This window comes from Streptomyces sp. NPDC091287 (genome assembly GCF_044768525.1).
Lineage (GTDB): Bacteria > Actinomycetota > Actinomycetes > Streptomycetales > Streptomycetaceae > Streptomyces.
In genome coordinates this window covers 20,735-36,696 of the sequence record NZ_JBIVUV010000009.1, presented here as the reverse complement: position 1 = coordinate 36,696, position 15,962 = coordinate 20,735, and the positions used below count along the sequence as shown (strand labels likewise).

Sequence of the window (15,962 nt, the reverse complement as noted above, 5' to 3'; positions counted from 1 at the left end):
GCCGCCGGACCCGTAACGGTGATCGGTCACCGCCCGCCGGTCAGAACAGGGCGCCGCCGGCGATCTCGCCGTGCGCCTGGACCTCCGGCCCCACGGCGTCCAGCCGGCCCTTGACGTCCAGCAGCAGCGCCAGTTCCTCCGGCGTCAGCCCGCACAGCACCTCGCGCTGCTCCTCGGTGAGCAGATCCACGGGGAAGCCCGCCTCGTACAACGCGGCGGGCAGCACGGGCCGTTCGCCGTTCTCGGGTGGTCCGGTCATGGTGTGACTCCCATCGGTGGGGCGAGTCCGGCCCCCCGCAGCGACGGCGCCGGTGCGGAGCGCCCGAGCCGGACGAACAGCCTGGTGAGCGCGGAGAGGGAGTGCAGTGCGCTGACCGCCACGGCCGCTTCCGGCCCCCGGTCGAGCGGCAGCCGGTCCAGCAGCGCGTACAGCTCGTCCAGGTGCTCCGTGTCGATCACCGAGTGTTCCCGTACGGTCCGCAGCGCGGCGGCGGGCAGCCCGGTCAGCCGGGCGATCCGGCCGGTGAGACCGGGGGCGGGCGCATAGCCCTCCAGTACGGCGATGTAGCCGAGCAGGGCGACCGGGTGGTGGTGCTCGATCCAGTAGTACTGGGACCCGACGAGCGAGGCGACCAGGGGAGAGGGCAGCGGACCGAGCGCGTCCTCGGGGGCGCCGCCCGCCGCCCGGAGGTCCTCCAGCAGCCAGGCGTCATGGCCCTCCTCCTCCCGGATGTGCTCCTCCAGGTACGCGGCGAGCGGTGCCGCCAGCGGATCGCCGGACGCGGCGAGGGAGCGGGCGCGGTCGAGAGCCAGCTCCATCAGCGGGACCGAGGCGCGGATGACGGCGTGCATCGTGCACAGATACGTCCGGTAGCGCGGCAACAGCCCGTCGGCACGCCACATGTGGTGCGTGGCGTCCCGGAACTCCGGCTCCAGCAGCAGGAGTTTGACCCGCAGCCGCGCGGAGGCCCCCGCCCGCCCGAGCCGCGTACCGTCGGTCGCGGTGCTCATCGGACGTCCTGCCCGTCGGTCTCCGGCAGCGGCGGGGCGCCCGTGACGACCAGGGGCGCGTACGCCGCGCATCCGTGGCGGCGCACGACGCCCTGCGCGCCCTCCCGGGAGCCGCGCACCGCGGCAGTCAGGTCCAGTAGCGCTCCGGCCGCCCCGCCCGCCACGGCGAGGGCCCCGGCCGCCGCCGCCTCGTCGTCGCCCAGCGCCCGGCAGCCGTCGCAGTAGGAGCCGGTACCGGGGCCGGAGCCGTACCGGGCGGCCAGATGCGTGGGCCCGACCGTGCGGAGCATGCGCAGCACCGGGGACTCCAGCGCCCGGCCGCGTACGGTCGCCCAGTCGTCGACGCCGATGTGCCCGAGGTCCAGATGGGCCGGGACGGGCCGCTTGTCGACGGTGTCCTGGTTGCAGCAGGCCAGCACGCGCCCGTCGAAGGCGACCACCGGCCAGGCGGCCATCGAGCACGGTGACGCCGCCGCCGGGTCGGGGCCGGTGCGGGCGGGCCTGGCCCAGGAGGCGGCCCGGCCGAACGGCCGCACCTCGTTGACCAGACAGGGGACCCGGCCGCCGAACTCCTGCTCCACCGCCCGGGTGATGTCGGCGAGATACGGGTCGGACGCGCCGGTCCCGGTGAGGTGGAAGCTCACCGCCACGCCCTCGTCCCGGATCCGGTGCAGGGCGCGGAACACGTCGGCGCGCGGGACCTCGCGCTCGTGGTGGACGTCGAGGGAGGCCGAGAAATGGTCGACGGAGCGGATCGCGCGCAGGATCGCGGGGGGAATCGTGGCGCCTCTCCGGCCCCGTCGGCTCCCGGACCGGGCGAAGAACATGCCGCTGAGCAGCGCGGTACGGGATCCGGCGCGGCGCGCCAGCGTGCTCAGCCGTTCGGCGAGCGCGGGCAGCAGCAGCGGTTCCCCGCCGGTGAGCATGACGACGTCGGGACGGTTTTCCTCGGTGAACGAGCCGACGAAACGCTCCAGTTGACCGCCGTCGGGCTCCTCCCGGGTGAACAGGTCCGACCCGGTCGAGCAGTGCGCGCAGCTCAGCGGGCAGCGCCGGGTGAGGCCGAGGAGCAGACCGGCGGCCGGGAAGGGCCGCCGTGCGACGAGTTCGGCGAGTTCCATGTGGGCCGCCTCCTTCGGGGCCGGGGCGCGTCGGGCGCGTACCCAGGCTGCGCGCCACCGGTTCGGGGACGGTCCTGCGGTGCTTCGGCGGCGGTATGGGCCCAGGTCGGGGCGGGTCCCCGGGCCGCCGCCGAGGGCCGCGAACCGGCCTCCGTACGCCTTCTACTGGCCCGATACCGGTGCCATACCGCCGCCGAGGCGATCGCCAGGCCCGGCTTCCTAACTTTCTCGGCAACGGCAGGCACCGGCCGGCCGCACCGGACACCGAGGGGCGATCCCCGACGGAACCCGGCCCCGCTGTGACGAGTGGATGGAGACCACCATGTCCGAGAACACCAAGCCCGCAGCCGGCGACGCCGAGGAGACCCCCGAGGTCGAGGCGCACTCCGTCCTGGACCTCCAGGAGACGGCCAACAACCACGACATCATCGATGTCCCGGGCAACTGCGTCAGCACCGTGAGCCTCGTCCTGGGCTGACTCGTCCTGGGCTGATCGGACGGACCATGCGGCCCTGAGGGCTGTCCCGGACAGCCCTCAGCCACGCCCGACGGGGCCCGAGTCCCGCAGCCGTGGCGCCGGCCGAAGCCGGGGCGGCCTCCGCGCACCACGGAGGCCGCCCCGTCCCGCGCAGCCGAACGACCACCACCGACGGGAGCCCACGATGGCTGAGCCGCTCCGTTCCAACCGGGATTTCCGGCTGCTCTGGTTGAGCGGCCTCTTCGCCGTTCTGGGCGGCCAGATGAGCGCCATCGCGCTGCCCCTGCTGATCCTCAAGGAGACCGGCTCCGCCGTGCAGGCCGGCGCCGTGGGAACGGTGGCCGTCTGCGCCGTGCTGATCACGATGCTGCCGGGCGGGGTCATGGCCGACCGGGTCGAACGCCGCCGTCTGATGCGGCTGTGCGACGTGGGCAGCCTGGCGGCCGTCACCGCGCTGGCCGTCGCCGTGTGGAACGGGCACGCCCCGATGGTCCTCGTCCTGCTGGTCGCGACCGCCGGCGCCGTGCTGAACAGCGTCTACGCCCCCGCCGCCTTCGGCCTGATGCGCGCGGTGGTGCCGCCGGACCAGATGAGCACGGCGACGGCCCGGCTCCAGGCGCGCACCTCCACGGCCCGGCTGGTCGGCCCGCTCGTCGGCGGCGCGCTGTTCGGCGTGCACGAGGCCCTGCCCTTCACCGCTCAGTTCCTCGGGCTGTTCCTCTCGACCGTCTGTGTGGCGCTCGTGCGGACCCGCTCGGCGGCCAGGACCAGGGCGGGTTCGGTGTTCAGCCGCCGGGAACTCACCGCGGGGCTCTCCTTCCTCTGGCAACTGCCCTACCTGCGGACGGTGTTGCTCGTCTTCGGGCTGGGCATGAACTTCTCCTTCGGCGCCCTCACCTTCACGGCGCTCGCCGTCTTCTCCGACGGCGGGCGCTCCGGACTCGGCGGCGGCTTCGTCATCACCTGCGTCTCGGCGGGAGCCCTCGCCGGTGCGCTGATCGCGCCCCGGTTCGCGGCGGAGCGCCATGTCCGGACGCTCATCGTCCTCACCTGCTGGAGCTGCGTGGGGACGGCCGCCGTGCTGGCCTGGCTCAGCAGCCCGCTGGTGGCCGGACTGCTCTGCGCGCTCTGCATGTGCCTCTCGACGGTCGCCAGCATCGGCTTCCTCTCGACCCTGCTGGTCGTCACTCCCGAGGACCGGATCGGGCGGGTGCAGAGCGCCGCGGGCTTCCTCTCCTCGATGGTCCAGCCGTTCGGACCGCTCGTCGGCGGCTTCCTGCTGACCACGCTGGACAGCAGCGCCGCCTTCGTCGTGATCGGCTGCGTGCTGGCCGTCTCGGCGGCCGTCGTGACGCTCGCCCCCTCCGTCCGCGCCGGGGCGGGCGCGTCCCGGGAGAAGCCGGAGGCGGTGGCCGGGGAGCCGGAGAAGGCCGGGACACCGGAGCCGGCGGAAGAGCCGTCGACGCCACGGACGTCACGGACGTCACGGACGCCATGGACGTCACGGACCTCACAGACGCCGCAGACGCCGCAGACGTCGCAGGCGCCACAGACGCCCGAAGGGCCGGCCCCGGAACCGGCCGGAACCGTCTCCACCCGCCCGGCGACCACCCCGGAGCGGACCACGGCCGGGCCGGCCCCCGACGCCGCGGGCCCCGGCGCACCCTGAGGAGGAACCCCGTGCCCGGTCTCCAGCAGACCCAGCTCTACTGCCTCGCCGACCGTACGTACTACGAGACCCCCGCCCGGCTGAAGGACGAGAGCACCCGCTACCCGCTGGACTCCGAGCCGCCGGCCGACGGCTGGCGCCGGGTCGGCGGTGGCCTGTGGACCTCCCTGCTGCCCGAGGGCCGTGAACCGGCCGGGCAGGGCTGGAAGATCCATGTCTCCACCGTCCCGGAGGAGGCCGAGGAGACCCTGCTCGACACCGCCCGGATCTGCCGGGCCCACGGGGTGCCGTTCAAGTTCCTCCGCAGCGAGCGGGCGCTCCTGCTGATGTCCGGCAAGTACATGTCCCGTGCGGGCGCCGGGAAGTTCATCACGGTCTACCCGCCGGACGAGACCGTCTTCCTGCGGGTGCTGGACGACTTGACCCGCGCCCTCGCCGGCCGCCGCGGCCCCTACATCCTCAGCGACCTGCGGATCGGCGACGCCCCGGTGTACATCCGGTACGGGGCGTTCGTCTCCCGCTGGTGCCTCGACGAGAACGGTGAACGGGTGCTGGCCCTGCGCCACCCCTCGGGCGAGCTGGTGCCCGACGAGCGCGGGGTGGTGTTCCGGGTGCCGCCGTGGGTCACCGTGCCCGACGACCTGCACCCGCACCTGGCGGCCCGTGCCGCCGCCGGGGACGCCGCCTTCCCCTACGACGTCTCCGAGGCCCTCCAGTTCTCCAACGCGGGCGGCATCTACCTGGCCCGGCACCGGGAGACCGGCCGGCAGGTGGTGCTCCGTGAGGCCCGGCCGCACGGCGGGCTGGACGAGGCGGGCGACGACGCGGTGACACGGCTGCACCGCGAGCACCGGGCCCTGACCGCGCTGGCCGGGCTGGACTGTGTTCCCGAGGTGTACGGCGTACGGACGGTGTGGGAGCACCACTTCCTGATCGAGGAGCACATCGAGGGGGCCACCCTCCTGGAGGAGATCGTCGGCCGTTTCGCCCTGCTCCACAGCACCGGCACGGCCGCCGAACTCGCCCCGTACATCGCCTGGGTGGAGTCGGTGACCGAGCGGCTGACCGGGGCGCTGGCCGCCGTCCACGAGCGCGGTCTGCGCTTCGGCGACCTCCACCCCTCCAACATCATCATCCGTCCCGACGGCCGCGTGGCCCTGATCGACTTCGAGTACGCCACGGCCCTCGACGACCGGGACACCCCGGTGGCGGGCGCCCCGGGGCTCCAGGCGCCCGCCGGGACCATCGGCGCGGAGGCCGACACCTACGCGCTCTGGGCGACCTGGCTCTACATGCTGATGCCCATCATGGAGATGGCCGGTTACGACCGGGCCAAGGCCCTGACCCTGGAACGGTGGGCCCGGCGGAGGTACGGGCTCGACGCCGGAGCGGGACCGCGCCGGCCCGCGGCGCTGCGGGCCGCGGAGAGCACCGACGGCCGCGAGCGGGAGACCGCCGCGCTGCTCGACGGCCCCGAGCCGGACTGGGCCGGGCTGCGGGACCGGCTGCTGCGGGGCATCCACGCCGGGGCGACGCCCGACCGCACCGACCGCCTCTTCCCCGGGGACCCCAAGGTCTTCTCGACCGGCGGGAGCGACGTCGCGCACGGGGCGGCCGGGGTGCTCCACGCCCTGCACCGCACCGGCGCCCCGGTGCCGCGCGTCTGGACCGACTGGCTCGCCGACACGGCCCGGCGACAGGACCCCGCGTCGCCGGGCGGCCTCTACGGCGGGCTGCCGGGCACGGCGGTGGTGCTGTCCGCGCTGGGCCGCCGGGAGCAGGGCCGGGAACTCTACGAACGGTCCGCCGCCGCGCCCCCGCCCGCCTCGGCCGACCTGATGAACGGCCGCGCGGGCATCGCGCTCGCCGCGCTGCGCCTGGCCCGGCCGGACCGTGCGGGGGACGGATCGCCCGACGCCAAGATCGACCACGACCTCGTCGACGCCGCGGCCCGCACCGCCCACGAACTGGACCGGCTGGTGCGGGGCGAGTCCGTGCCGGGGCTGCGCGCACCAGCGTCGGCGGGACTGCTGCGCGGGCTGAGCGGTGCGGCCCTGCTCCACCTCGAACTGCACGCCCTGACCGGCGACGAGCAGTTCCTGGCGGCCGCCGGCCGGGCCCTGGCGGCGGAGGCGGCCCACTGCGTGACCATGCCGGACGGCACCGTCCAGGTGAAGGACGGCCGGCGGCACTTCCTCTACCTGGACCAGGGGAGCGGCGGTTTCGCCCTGGTGGCCCGGGCCTATCTGGCCCGCCGCGACTCCCCGGAGCCAGTGCCGCGTCAGCCGAGGTTCGCCCCGTCGCAAACCTTGGCCGACGCGGCACTGGCCGCCCTGCTGCCCGGGGTGGCCAAGGGCTGCGCCTTCGAATTCGTCCGCGAGCCGGGCCTGTTCACCGGCCGGGCGGGGCTCATGGCTGTGGCGGGCGCCCTGTTGCCGGACGGCCGTACGGCCCCCGGGGTCCTGGCCTCCGTACGCAACCTGTCCTGGCATCTGGTCGCCGACGAGGACCGGCTGCTCGTCCCGGGGGCGGGGCTGCTGCGCTGCTCCGCCGACCTGGCCACCGGCGCGGCGGGGCTGCTGATGTCCCTGCACTTCCTGGCCGGCGCGGAAACCGGCGGGCCCTCCCACGGAACCCCCGCCGGCGACCGGCCGCACGATCTGCTGGAACTGCTCACCCTGGGATGAGCGCGGAGGCCGGTACGCCGGGCCGGTCGGCAGGCTCGCGCTCGGTCTGTCCGCCGGGCCGGTCGGCAGGCTCGCGCTCGGTCTGTCCGCCGGGCCGGTCGGGGGTCTCCCGCTCGGCCCGTCCTCCCGGCCGGTCGGGGGTCTCCCGCTCGCGGGCGTACAGGCCGAGCAGCCTCGGCACCTCGTACAGCGCGGCGTGCGCGGTGACCTCCCCGGCGGGCGAGGTCACCGCACCGGCGTCGATCAGCGACTCGACGGCCCGGATCGCCGCCCGCTCCCCGCAGCCCAGCGCCGCCGTGGCCCGGTCCAGGGTGAAGCCCCCGTCCTCGGCGAACCCCGCCAGCCGCCCCAGCACCCACCGGTCACCGTCCGCGAGATCCCGCCAGCCGGACGCGATCCGATCCCGTACGGAGACGTCCCCTGCGACCAGTTCGTCCAGCGCGGCCGACGGGTCGCCGAGCCGGGCCGCGTACTCCGCCAGCGGCAGATGCCGCAGCACCGCCAGCCGCATCCCGCTCACCTCCACCGCGAGCGGCAGCGCCCCGCAGGCCCGGACGATCCGCAACGCCGCCCCCGGGTCGGTCCGCAGCCGCCCGGCCCCGATCAGCTTCCCCAGCAGCTCCAGCGCCTCACCGTCCGCCAGCGCGGGCAACGCGATCCGGTGCACCGGGGCGAGCCCCGCCAACTGCCCCCGGGCGGTGACCAGCACGGAACACTTCCCGGACCGGGGCAGCAGCCCCCGTACGGCCGCTTCGTCCGGCACGTCGTCCAGGACGACGAGCGCCCGGTGCCGGGCCAGCCACCCCTGCCAGGCGTCCGCGAGGACGGCTGTCGCCACGCGGACGTCCGCCGGCCCGCCCTCCGGCTCCGCGGGGGCGGCGCCCGCCACCCCGCACAGCCGCCCCAGCTCCGCCAGGACCTCCGCCCGGCTCCGCGCCGTACCGTCCGCCCGGCGCATCCGGACATGGACGCGGCCGTCGGGGAAGCGGTCGGCGAGCAGATGCGCCGCCCGGACCGCGAGCGCCGACTTACCCGCCCCGGCCGGGCCCGAGACGACCACCACACGCTCCTCGCCGCCGCCCAGCACGTCGAGCAGGTCCCGCAGTTCGTCGCGGCGGCCGGTGAAGGCCCCCGTACAGGCGGGCAGCGCCCGCGCGCTCCCCGCGCTCCCCGCCTCCCGGGCGGCGGCGGGCCGCCGGGCCTCGCGCCCCCGGCCGAGCATCGAGCGGTACTGCGCCGCCATCGCCGGGCTCGGCTCCAGGCCCAGCTCCCGCGACATCAGCTGCCGGTAGTCGTCGTACACCGCCAGCGCCTCGGCCTGCCGGCCCGACTGGTGCAGGGAGGTCATCCAGGCGGCCCGGAGCCGCTCCCGCAGCGGATGGCGCTCCACCAGATCCCGCAGCCCGTCCACCGCGACGGCGGCCCGGCCCAGCTCGATCTCGGTCTCCGCCCAGTCCTCGAACACCGTCAGACAGCGGGCCTCCAGCCGGTCGGCCTCCTCGGCGACCCCGATGGAGTCCCGCAGATCGTTCAGCGGCGGCCCCTCCCACAGGTCCAGCGCCTCTCGCAGCAGCCGGGCCGCGCCGGGCAGATCGCCCCGCCCGGCCGCCGCCCGCCCCGCACGGGCCAGCGCCCCGAACCGCAGGGTGTCCAGCTCGCCCTCGGCGATACGCAGGAGGTAGCCCCCGCAGCCGTGCACCACCCGGTCCTGGCCCCCGTCCCCGGCGGGCCCCAGGAGGGCGCGGGCGGCACTGACGTAGACCTGGAGGTTCTTGCGGGCGGTACGGGGCGGGTCGTCCGGCCACACCGCGTCGGTCAACACGCCCACCGGTACGGGGGTGTTGGGGCGGGCCAGCAGCGTGGCGAGGACCAGGCGCTGCTTTCGCGGGCCGAGCGGCAGCTCACGGCCGTCCAGCCGGGCCGTGAGCGGGCCGAGCAGGGAGACGTACACCGCACCTGCGGAACCGGTACGGGCGGGAGGTCGGGTCATCAGCGGGCCTCCGGAACGGGGACGGGCGGCGGACTGGTCCGTACGTACGCCCCGATCCTGCTGCCGCCCCGGCCCCCGCACATCGGGGCCCCGCACGCATTTTCCACCCGGCCACCCGACCGAAACCGCCCGGCGCCCCCATGTTGCCCACCCCGGCCCCCATGGCCCCCGGAGCGGACCCCGCTCCGAGCCGGTTCCGGCGGACCCCGCCCCAGGCCGGTGCGGGCGGACCCTGCCTCAGGCCGGTGCGGGCGGACCCTGCCTCAGGCCGGTGCGGGCGGACCCTGCCTCAGGCCGGTGCGGGCGGACCCCGCCTCAGGCCGCTTCCGGCGGCCTCCGCCTCAGGCCGGTTCGGCGGTGCACTCGGCGGCGAACTCGCACAGCGCTGCCCGGTCCGCGCGCCCGGTCTTGCTCAGCAGACTGGCCATGTGCTTCTCCACCGTGCGGGGCGAGATGGACAGCCGCCGGGCGATCTGCTGGTTCCCGGGCCGCTCGGGCAGCAGCACGAACACCTCGTACTCGCGCGGGGTCACCCCGCTCGTCCGCAGCGGCGACGGGATCCGGTCCCAGCCGCCCCGGTGCTGGCCCACGCTCGCCCCGGCCTGCCGCAGCGCCGCCCGGCACGCGGAGGCGACCGCCTGCACCCCGGCCCCGTAGAAGTACTCCTCGGCGGACCGCAGCCACGCCACCGGCTCGCCCCACCCGTCCGCGCGGGCCGCGTCCGCGACCAGCCGCAGGCCCAGGTGGCGGGCGACCGGGAAGGGCGCGGACCGCGCATCGAACGACGCCATCAGCCGGGCCGCCCCGGCCGGATCCCCCTCCCGGCCCAGCAGCACCGCGTCCGCCAGCTCCAGGAACTGCCGGTTCCAGGCGAGACACCCCCCGGGAGTCGCCCGCGCCTCCGCCAGCTCCGCCCGGTCCGCGTCGCCCGTCAGCACCCGCAGCAGCGGGCGCAGCCCGTACCGCCCGCTCAGGTAGTAGTAGCTCGGGTGGTCCGCCTCCCAGGCCAGCGCCTCGTCAAGACCTGCCGCCGCCCGCTCCCGGTCCTCCTCCAGGAGCGCCCCGAACGCCCGGCACAGCCCCGACCGGAGCGGCACCAGCAGCGACTGCTCGCCCCCGGCCCGCCGGAACGCGGCCAGCGCCCGGTCCATGTCCCGCCGCCGCCCCCGGTGCGCGGCCATCGTCGCCCCGGCCAGCAGCAGATAGCGGTGGGCGGACCGGTCACCGACCCGGGCACTGGCCTCCGTCGAACGGTCGATGATCTCCTGCGCCTCCTCCCACCGGGCGCACATCACCGCGTTCATCGCGAGCAGCCCGTCGACCGTACGGGTCAGCAGCAGCGCCCCCAGCTCGGTGGCCGCCGCCCGCGCGGAGAGCAGCCGGGCCGCGTCCCCGGTCCGCATGAAGGCGTTCGCCCCGAGCCGCACGAGCGCCTCCACCCGCCAGACCGGCAGGGCGTGTTCGGTGGAGATCGACAGCATCCGCTCCAGTGCCGCGTCCGCGGCGTCGAAGCCCTCCTCGCGCCGCAGCAGCGCCAGCAACTGCCAGGCCTGACAGGCCACCACGGGCAGCCCCTCGGCCTCGGCGGTCTCCGCGGCCTCCCGCACGGCCCGCTCGGAACCCGCCGGGTCCCGGGGCTTGCGCCCATGCCCGGGAAGCAGCGACAGATACCCGTCGACCACCACGAGCGCGGCCCGGCGGCCCGGCGGCGGCGACGGGCCCAGCAGGACCCGGGCAGCCTCGACCTGGAGCGCCGCGTCGGCGGTGCGCTCCGCCATGACCGCGGCCCAGGCGAGCTCGATGTGGATCAGGCCGCGCCGGGCGGCGGCCTCGGAACGCGCCGGAACCGGCGGCAGCGCGTCCGCCAGCGCCAGTGCGCCGTCCAGATCTCCGCCCTCGGCACGGGCGACCGCCAATGACTCGGCGACGGCGGCCCGGTCGGTCTCGGCGGCCAGCGGGTGCGCCCGCTCCAGCAGCACCACGGCGGAGCCGTGCGCCCCCGAAGCGAGCATCCGTCTTCCCGCCTCCGCGAACTGGCGGGCCGCCCCCGCCCGGTTGCCCGCGGCCAGTTGCAGCGAGGCCACGAGCTGCCGGCCGTCCTCGTCCAGCGGCTGCCCCGAGTGCTCGATGGCCCCGGCGGCGCGGCGGGCCAGCGAGGCGCGCTCGGCCGGCGCCAGCGAGGAGATCAGGGCCTCGGCGGTCAGCGAGTGCCGGAAGGTGTAGCGGTCGGGGGCCGCGCCGTCCGGGGCGATGACACCCGCCTCCACCGCCGACCGCAGATGCGTGAACAGGGCCCGGTCCTCGAAACCGGTGACGGTCTGGAGCACGGTCACCGAGAACTGGCTGCCCAGGGTGGCCGACGCCAGTAAGAGGTCCCGCACCGGCTCGTCCAGCCGCTCCAGCCGGCGGGCCCAGCTGCGGACGATGTCCGAGGGGACCGAACCGCCCGGCTGCTCCACCGCCTCCCACCCGTCGTCCGTCCGCCGGAGCCGGCCGGTGTCCAGCAGGTCCGCCAACAGCACTTCCAGCAAGTACGGGTTGCCCGCCGCGCGTTCGGCCAGCCGGCGGTGCACCGATGCGGGTATCTCCTCCGGCCGCGCCTCCAGACACGCGCCCGTCAGTGCCCGTACCCGGTCGTCCCGGAGCGGGCCCAGCTCCCGTACGGTCGCGGCGTGCCGACGCTCGACGGAGCGTACGAGGTCCAGGGCGGCGCCCGGCTCCGGACGCAGGGTGCCCAGGAACAGGATGGGCAGATCGGCCAGGTTGTCGATGACGTACTCGACGACCGCGACGGTCTCCGTGTCGCAGTCGTGCAGATCCTCCAGCAGGATCGCGCAGCCCGCCTCCCGGCCCAGCACGGACAGCAGCCTCAGCAGGGCCTCGGCCAGCTCCACGACCGTCTCCGGATAGCCGGGGGACCCGTCCTTGCGCCACTCCGGGACCAGCCGGGCCAGCGCCGGGTGGTAGGGCGCGAGCTCCGGATCGGTCGGGGTGCCCGCGGCCCGGAACCGGGACGCCAGCGCCTCCGCGAGCGGACGGAAGGGCACGACGAGCCCGGTCGAGGTGGCCCGGCCGCGCAGCACGGGCATGCCGAGCCCGTACGCCCGGTAGGCGCACTCGCCCACCAGCCGGGACTTGCCGATACCGGCTTCCCCGAGGAGGAACAGCGCGCGCCCCGAACGCCGTCGTACGGCGTCCAGGGCGCTGCTCAGCAGTCCGATCTCCTCGTCCCGCCCGACGATGACCGGCGAAGTGGCTCGCATGGCCGCAGGTTACTGGAGCCCCAACCCCTACGGCAGCGGGCCAATTCGGCTCATTTACGGTTGAGTTGGCTGGAACCGTTCACCACGGGGCCGTCATGGTGGTCCACGGCAGGTCGTGGCTGTAGCCGCTCTCGCCCTCCGAGGCGCTGAGAAGTCTGCCGCGCGCACCGAGGCCTCCGGTGGAACCCAAGGAGATCTGCCCCGCCGGGTGCTCGGGCGTGCCCTCGTGCGCGATCTCGCCGGACGCCTGCAGGGCCGATTCGCCGAACTGCTTCATCTCTGCCTCATCCTCTGGGTGATGGTGATGGTGATGGTGGTGGTGGTGATGATGTGGTCGTCGTCGTCAAAGCCGTGGTTCGGTCAGGGGGCCCCGGAGGGGCGCAGGAGCAGCGCGGACCCGACCCGGTCGGGGAACCCGGCGCGCAGCAGCCCGTGCCCGATCCCCGAGAGCCCGGTGAGCAGCCCCGGGTGCGGTACGCGGCCGGGCGTACCGCACTGCGGGCCCGCCCGGTCGGCCGAGGCCAGCAGCGTCCCGGCCCGGCGTATCCACGCGGGCCGCGCTGCGGGCAGGGCGCTGTGGCCGAGGAGTTCGAGCAGCCCCGACTCCCCGTGGCACAGGCTGTCGTCGGCGAGCGGACCGATGCCCGCCAGCTCGCCGGAGCGTGCCGCGAGCCAGCCGGACAGCTCCGGGTCCGCCAGCGCGTCGGGGCTGTCCGCGATCGCCAGCGCGATGCCGGCCACCCCGTCGCACCAGGCCGGCCCGGCAGCCGCTCCGACCGCGGTTTCGGCCGCCGTTTCGGCCGCCGTTTCGATAACCGGCCCGGCCGCTCCGTGCGGCGCTCCGGCGGTGGTCACGCGGTTCGCTCCGGCCGTCGCCCGGCGCAGGGCCTCCAGTCCGGCGCTCCGGTGGCGGGCGTCGCCCCCGGCCCCGGCGAAGCGCAGCAGCGCCCAGCCGATCCCCGCCGCCCCGTCGGCGAAACCCCCGGCGTCGGGGAGCGGGGCGGCGGCGATCCGCTCGGCGCAGCGCTCGGCGCCGCGCCAGGCCTCGGGGCGGCCGGTGGCGCGGTGCACCGCGAGCAGCGAGACGAGCCCGCCCGCCGCCCCGCCGCGCACCCCGTAACCGTCCTCGGCCGCGCTCGCCGCGCAGCTCAGCCGGACGGCGGGACCGGCCTGGTCCAGCACCTCCCGGTCGCCCAGCAGTGTGCCCACCTCGGTCAGCGCGTACGCGATGCCGCCGAGGCCCGCGAAGGCGCCGGAGCCCAGGGACCCGAGTTCGTCGGCCCGTCCGTGCAGCGCGTCCAGCAGCCCCGGGACCGGAGTGAGCGCCTCACGGGCCGCCTCCGCGTACCGGGAGGCGCCGGTGAGCGCGGCCAGTTGCGCCAGGAAGAGCGCGGGCCCCGTGTAACCGCCCGCGAGGTCCGCCGCCATCGGTGTGAGCCGCCAGTAGCGCTCGCCGAGCAGTTCGAGCCCGATCCAGTTGGTGCGGCGCTCGTGCCGGTAGGCGAGGGAGACGAGCTGGTCGCCCACCGACCGTGCGGCGGACAGCAGTTGCTCGGGCTCCGGTGCGGTCGCCGCGCTCCGCGACCGGCCGCCCGGCGCCGCCCGGTGCGGCGGCTCGGGCGAGGTGCTCACCATGGCGGCCCGGATGATCCGTTCCTGGTCCTGGCGGTCCACGGTGTCCATCGCGCGCACCTTCGCCTCGACGCGCGCCAGCCCGGTGGGGCCGACGGGGTCGCCGCCGGGCTGCCCCGGAACCGTACGGCCGGTGCCGCTCCACAGCTCCGTGCCTCCCGGGCGGGTGCCGAACACCGGCACGTCACCGCTCCACAGCTCCGCGACCTCCTCGTCCTCCACACCGGGCAGCGCGGGCATGCCCAGGAGCGGGGTGCGCAGCAGCGAGAGGACCTGGTGCCGTTCGGTGGCGTCCCGCATCAGGTCGGGGTGGGTCGACTCGTCCAGCAGCGTCGTGTACGTCCAGGTCGGCCGGGGCACGACGCGCACCTCGTCCCGCGCGAAGAGCCGCAACATGCCTGCACCGCCGAGGAGTTCGTCCCGATGCTCGCTGATCGCGGTGTATCCGGCGCGGAAGCCGCCGCACAGGGCCTCGGTGTACGCGGAGGGGTCGGCCGCCACTCCGCCCAGCCGGGGCCGGTTGGCGGACTCGGTGAACCGGCCCGCCCGCCGCACCAGCCGCATGCGGTCGGTACCGGCCTCCGCCCAGTCGGCGGTCTCGATCGGCGACGACGCGGCCCGGCCCCCGCCGATCGCGGACATGTCGAGCGCGGTGGTGTCCCCGACGAGCAACTGGGGCAGCAGGCCCACCCGGTGGACCGAGTCGTGCAGGGCCCGGGCGGCCGGATCGGCGGACCGGGCGGGTCCCAGCGGCGGGTGGAACAGCGTCTCCACATCGACCAGCACCGGGTGCGGGCCGCAGGCGATCAGGTTCTCGTGGTGCAGATCCGTACCGTCCAGTGTGTGCAGCAGCGCCAGCAGCGCACCCTGGCGCCGGTAGAACTGCCGGGTCTCCGCCGCCGAGGCGCAGGGCCGCTCCTCGACGAACTCGGCCCAGCCGTACTCCCCCCGGTCCAGGACCCGCAGCACCCGCAGCTCCGGGGCGCCGGGCAGCGAACCGAACCACTCGGCCAGGGCGTTGAAGTGCCGGTGTGCCGCCAGCGGACGCGGCTTGTAGACCAGCCGGGTGCCGTCGGCGAACCGCAGCAGCATCACCGACCGGCCGCCGCGATGGCTGTCGCCCGCCCCGGCCTCGACACCGGTGAGCGCCCCGGGCCCCGCGCCCCCGCCACGCCCGCCCTCCGGGGAACCGGCCCGGTCGCCGAGCACCCCCGAGGGGGCCAGCAGGTGCCGGTCGGCGGCGAGCCGCGCGGCCATCTCCGCGAACGCGTCCCCCGCGTTCAGGCAGGCCGTCGCGAGGAGGCGGGCCAGCACGGGGTAGCCGCTGACGAGCAGGGCGAGGCCGTCGCGGCGGGCGGTCCGCCGTACGAAGTCCCGGAAGCGTTCCTCGGACCCCTCGCCGCTCAGCCGGCCCAGCCGCCGGGCCTCGTGCAGTTCCGTGACGAGGGTGCGCGCCGCGATCCGGGACAGCCGACGCGTCAGCTGCCGCCGGAAGTCCGCCAGAAGGGGCGAGGCGCCGTCTGCCGCCGGGCTGTCTGCCGTCGGGCCGGCCGCTCTGCCGTTCACCGGGCCGTTGACCGAGCTGGTGAACGCCGGGCGGCTGACCGCCGAGCTGTCGACCGCCGGGCCGCCGCCGACCGCCGGGCTGCTGACCGCCGGGCCGCCGCCGACCGCCGGGCTGCTGACCGCCGGGCCGCCGCCGACCGCCGGGCCGTCTGTCGCGAGTGCGTCCCGGAGCCGCAGTGCCGCCGCCTCGACGAACGGTGCGACGACCGGCCCGAAGCCGCTGAGCCCGGGGTAGGCCCGGTCGGCGACCACCACGTCACGCGGCGCCGAGGCGACGGCCTCCCGGGCGAAGACCGCCCAGCCGGGTTCACCGGAGGGGCCGCCCCCGACGACACCGGGCAACCACCACGGCTCTCCGGCGACGGAAACAGCAGCGACGGACTCGAAGGGAACAGCGGGGGCGGGGCGACGGGTCGTCCCTCTGTCGATCAGATCCTTCTCCGCCACCGCTCCGCACCTCCCCGGTCCCGAGCCGCCCCGGTCGGGCCGCCCGCGTCCATCGTGGCGGGGGAGCGGGGGCGGGCGCATGGGGGAGTCGCCCCCAT

At 75.9% G+C, this 15,962-nt stretch carries 10 protein-coding genes; 3 read left to right on the top strand and 7 right to left on the bottom strand.

The features are described from left to right. Positions 1–40: 40 nt before the first annotated feature. Genes ACIQRW_RS16855 through ACIQRW_RS16845 form a run of 3 tightly spaced genes read right to left on the bottom strand, consistent with a single transcriptional unit; the run spans position 41 to position 2,132 of the window. On the bottom strand, positions 41–259 hold the full coding sequence (locus ACIQRW_RS16855; RefSeq protein ID WP_003969047.1) for an aroma-sacti cluster domain-containing protein: 219 nt from the start codon (positions 257–259) through the stop codon (positions 41–43). Then, positions 256–1,011, bottom strand: a complete 756-nt coding sequence (locus ACIQRW_RS16850) for an iron-containing redox enzyme family protein (RefSeq protein WP_403760399.1) — start codon at positions 1,009–1,011, stop codon at positions 256–258. Before ACIQRW_RS16850 ends, ACIQRW_RS16855 begins: the two co-directional genes overlap by 4 nt. After that, positions 1,008–2,132, bottom strand: a complete 1,125-nt coding sequence (locus ACIQRW_RS16845; protein ID WP_403760396.1) for a radical SAM protein — start codon at positions 2,130–2,132, stop codon at positions 1,008–1,010. The genes ACIQRW_RS16850 and ACIQRW_RS16845 overlap by 4 nt, the downstream gene beginning before the upstream one ends. A 322-nt stretch (positions 2,133–2,454) precedes the next feature. On the opposite strand from ACIQRW_RS16845, the gene ACIQRW_RS16840 reads away from it, so the two are divergent. The 3 genes from ACIQRW_RS16840 (at position 2,455) to lanKC (ending at position 6,966) form a co-directional block, all read left to right on the top strand. Then, positions 2,455–2,610, top strand: a complete 156-nt coding sequence (locus ACIQRW_RS16840; RefSeq protein ID WP_215109850.1) for a hypothetical protein — start codon at positions 2,455–2,457, stop codon at positions 2,608–2,610. A gap of 184 nt (positions 2,611–2,794) precedes the next feature. Beyond that, on the top strand, positions 2,795–4,279 hold the full coding sequence (locus ACIQRW_RS16835; RefSeq protein WP_403760393.1) for an MFS transporter: 1,485 nt from the start codon (positions 2,795–2,797) through the stop codon (positions 4,277–4,279). A gap of 11 nt (positions 4,280–4,290) precedes the next feature. After that, positions 4,291–6,966 (top strand): class III lanthionine synthetase LanKC, encoded by a 2,676-nt coding sequence (gene lanKC / locus ACIQRW_RS16830; RefSeq protein ID WP_403760390.1) that lies wholly within the window; start codon positions 4,291–4,293, stop codon positions 6,964–6,966. Here the strand turns inward: lanKC and ACIQRW_RS16825 are convergent. The 4 genes from ACIQRW_RS16825 to ACIQRW_RS16810 all read right to left on the bottom strand — a co-directional run bounded on the left by ACIQRW_RS16825 (position 6,953) and on the right by ACIQRW_RS16810 (position 15,864). Beyond that, a complete protein-coding gene (locus ACIQRW_RS16825; protein WP_403760387.1) occupies positions 6,953–8,956 on the bottom strand; it encodes a BTAD domain-containing putative transcriptional regulator in 2,004 nt (667 codons plus the stop codon). The genes lanKC and ACIQRW_RS16825 overlap by 14 nt on opposite strands. A gap of 341 nt (positions 8,957–9,297) precedes the next feature. Continuing rightward, the gene (locus ACIQRW_RS16820; protein ID WP_403760384.1) at positions 9,298–12,219 is read right to left on the bottom strand and encodes an AAA family ATPase; all 2,922 of its coding nucleotides are present in this window, start codon (positions 12,217–12,219) and stop codon (positions 9,298–9,300) included. Positions 12,220–12,298: 79 nt separating this feature from the next. Then, positions 12,299–12,496, bottom strand: a complete 198-nt coding sequence (locus tag ACIQRW_RS16815) for a hypothetical protein (RefSeq protein WP_003969056.1) — start codon at positions 12,494–12,496, stop codon at positions 12,299–12,301. Positions 12,497–12,579: 83 nt separating this feature from the next. After that, on the bottom strand, positions 12,580–15,864 hold the full coding sequence (locus ACIQRW_RS16810; RefSeq protein ID WP_403760381.1) for a type 2 lanthipeptide synthetase LanM family protein: 3,285 nt from the start codon (positions 15,862–15,864) through the stop codon (positions 12,580–12,582). Positions 15,865–15,962: the final 98 nt, after the last annotated feature.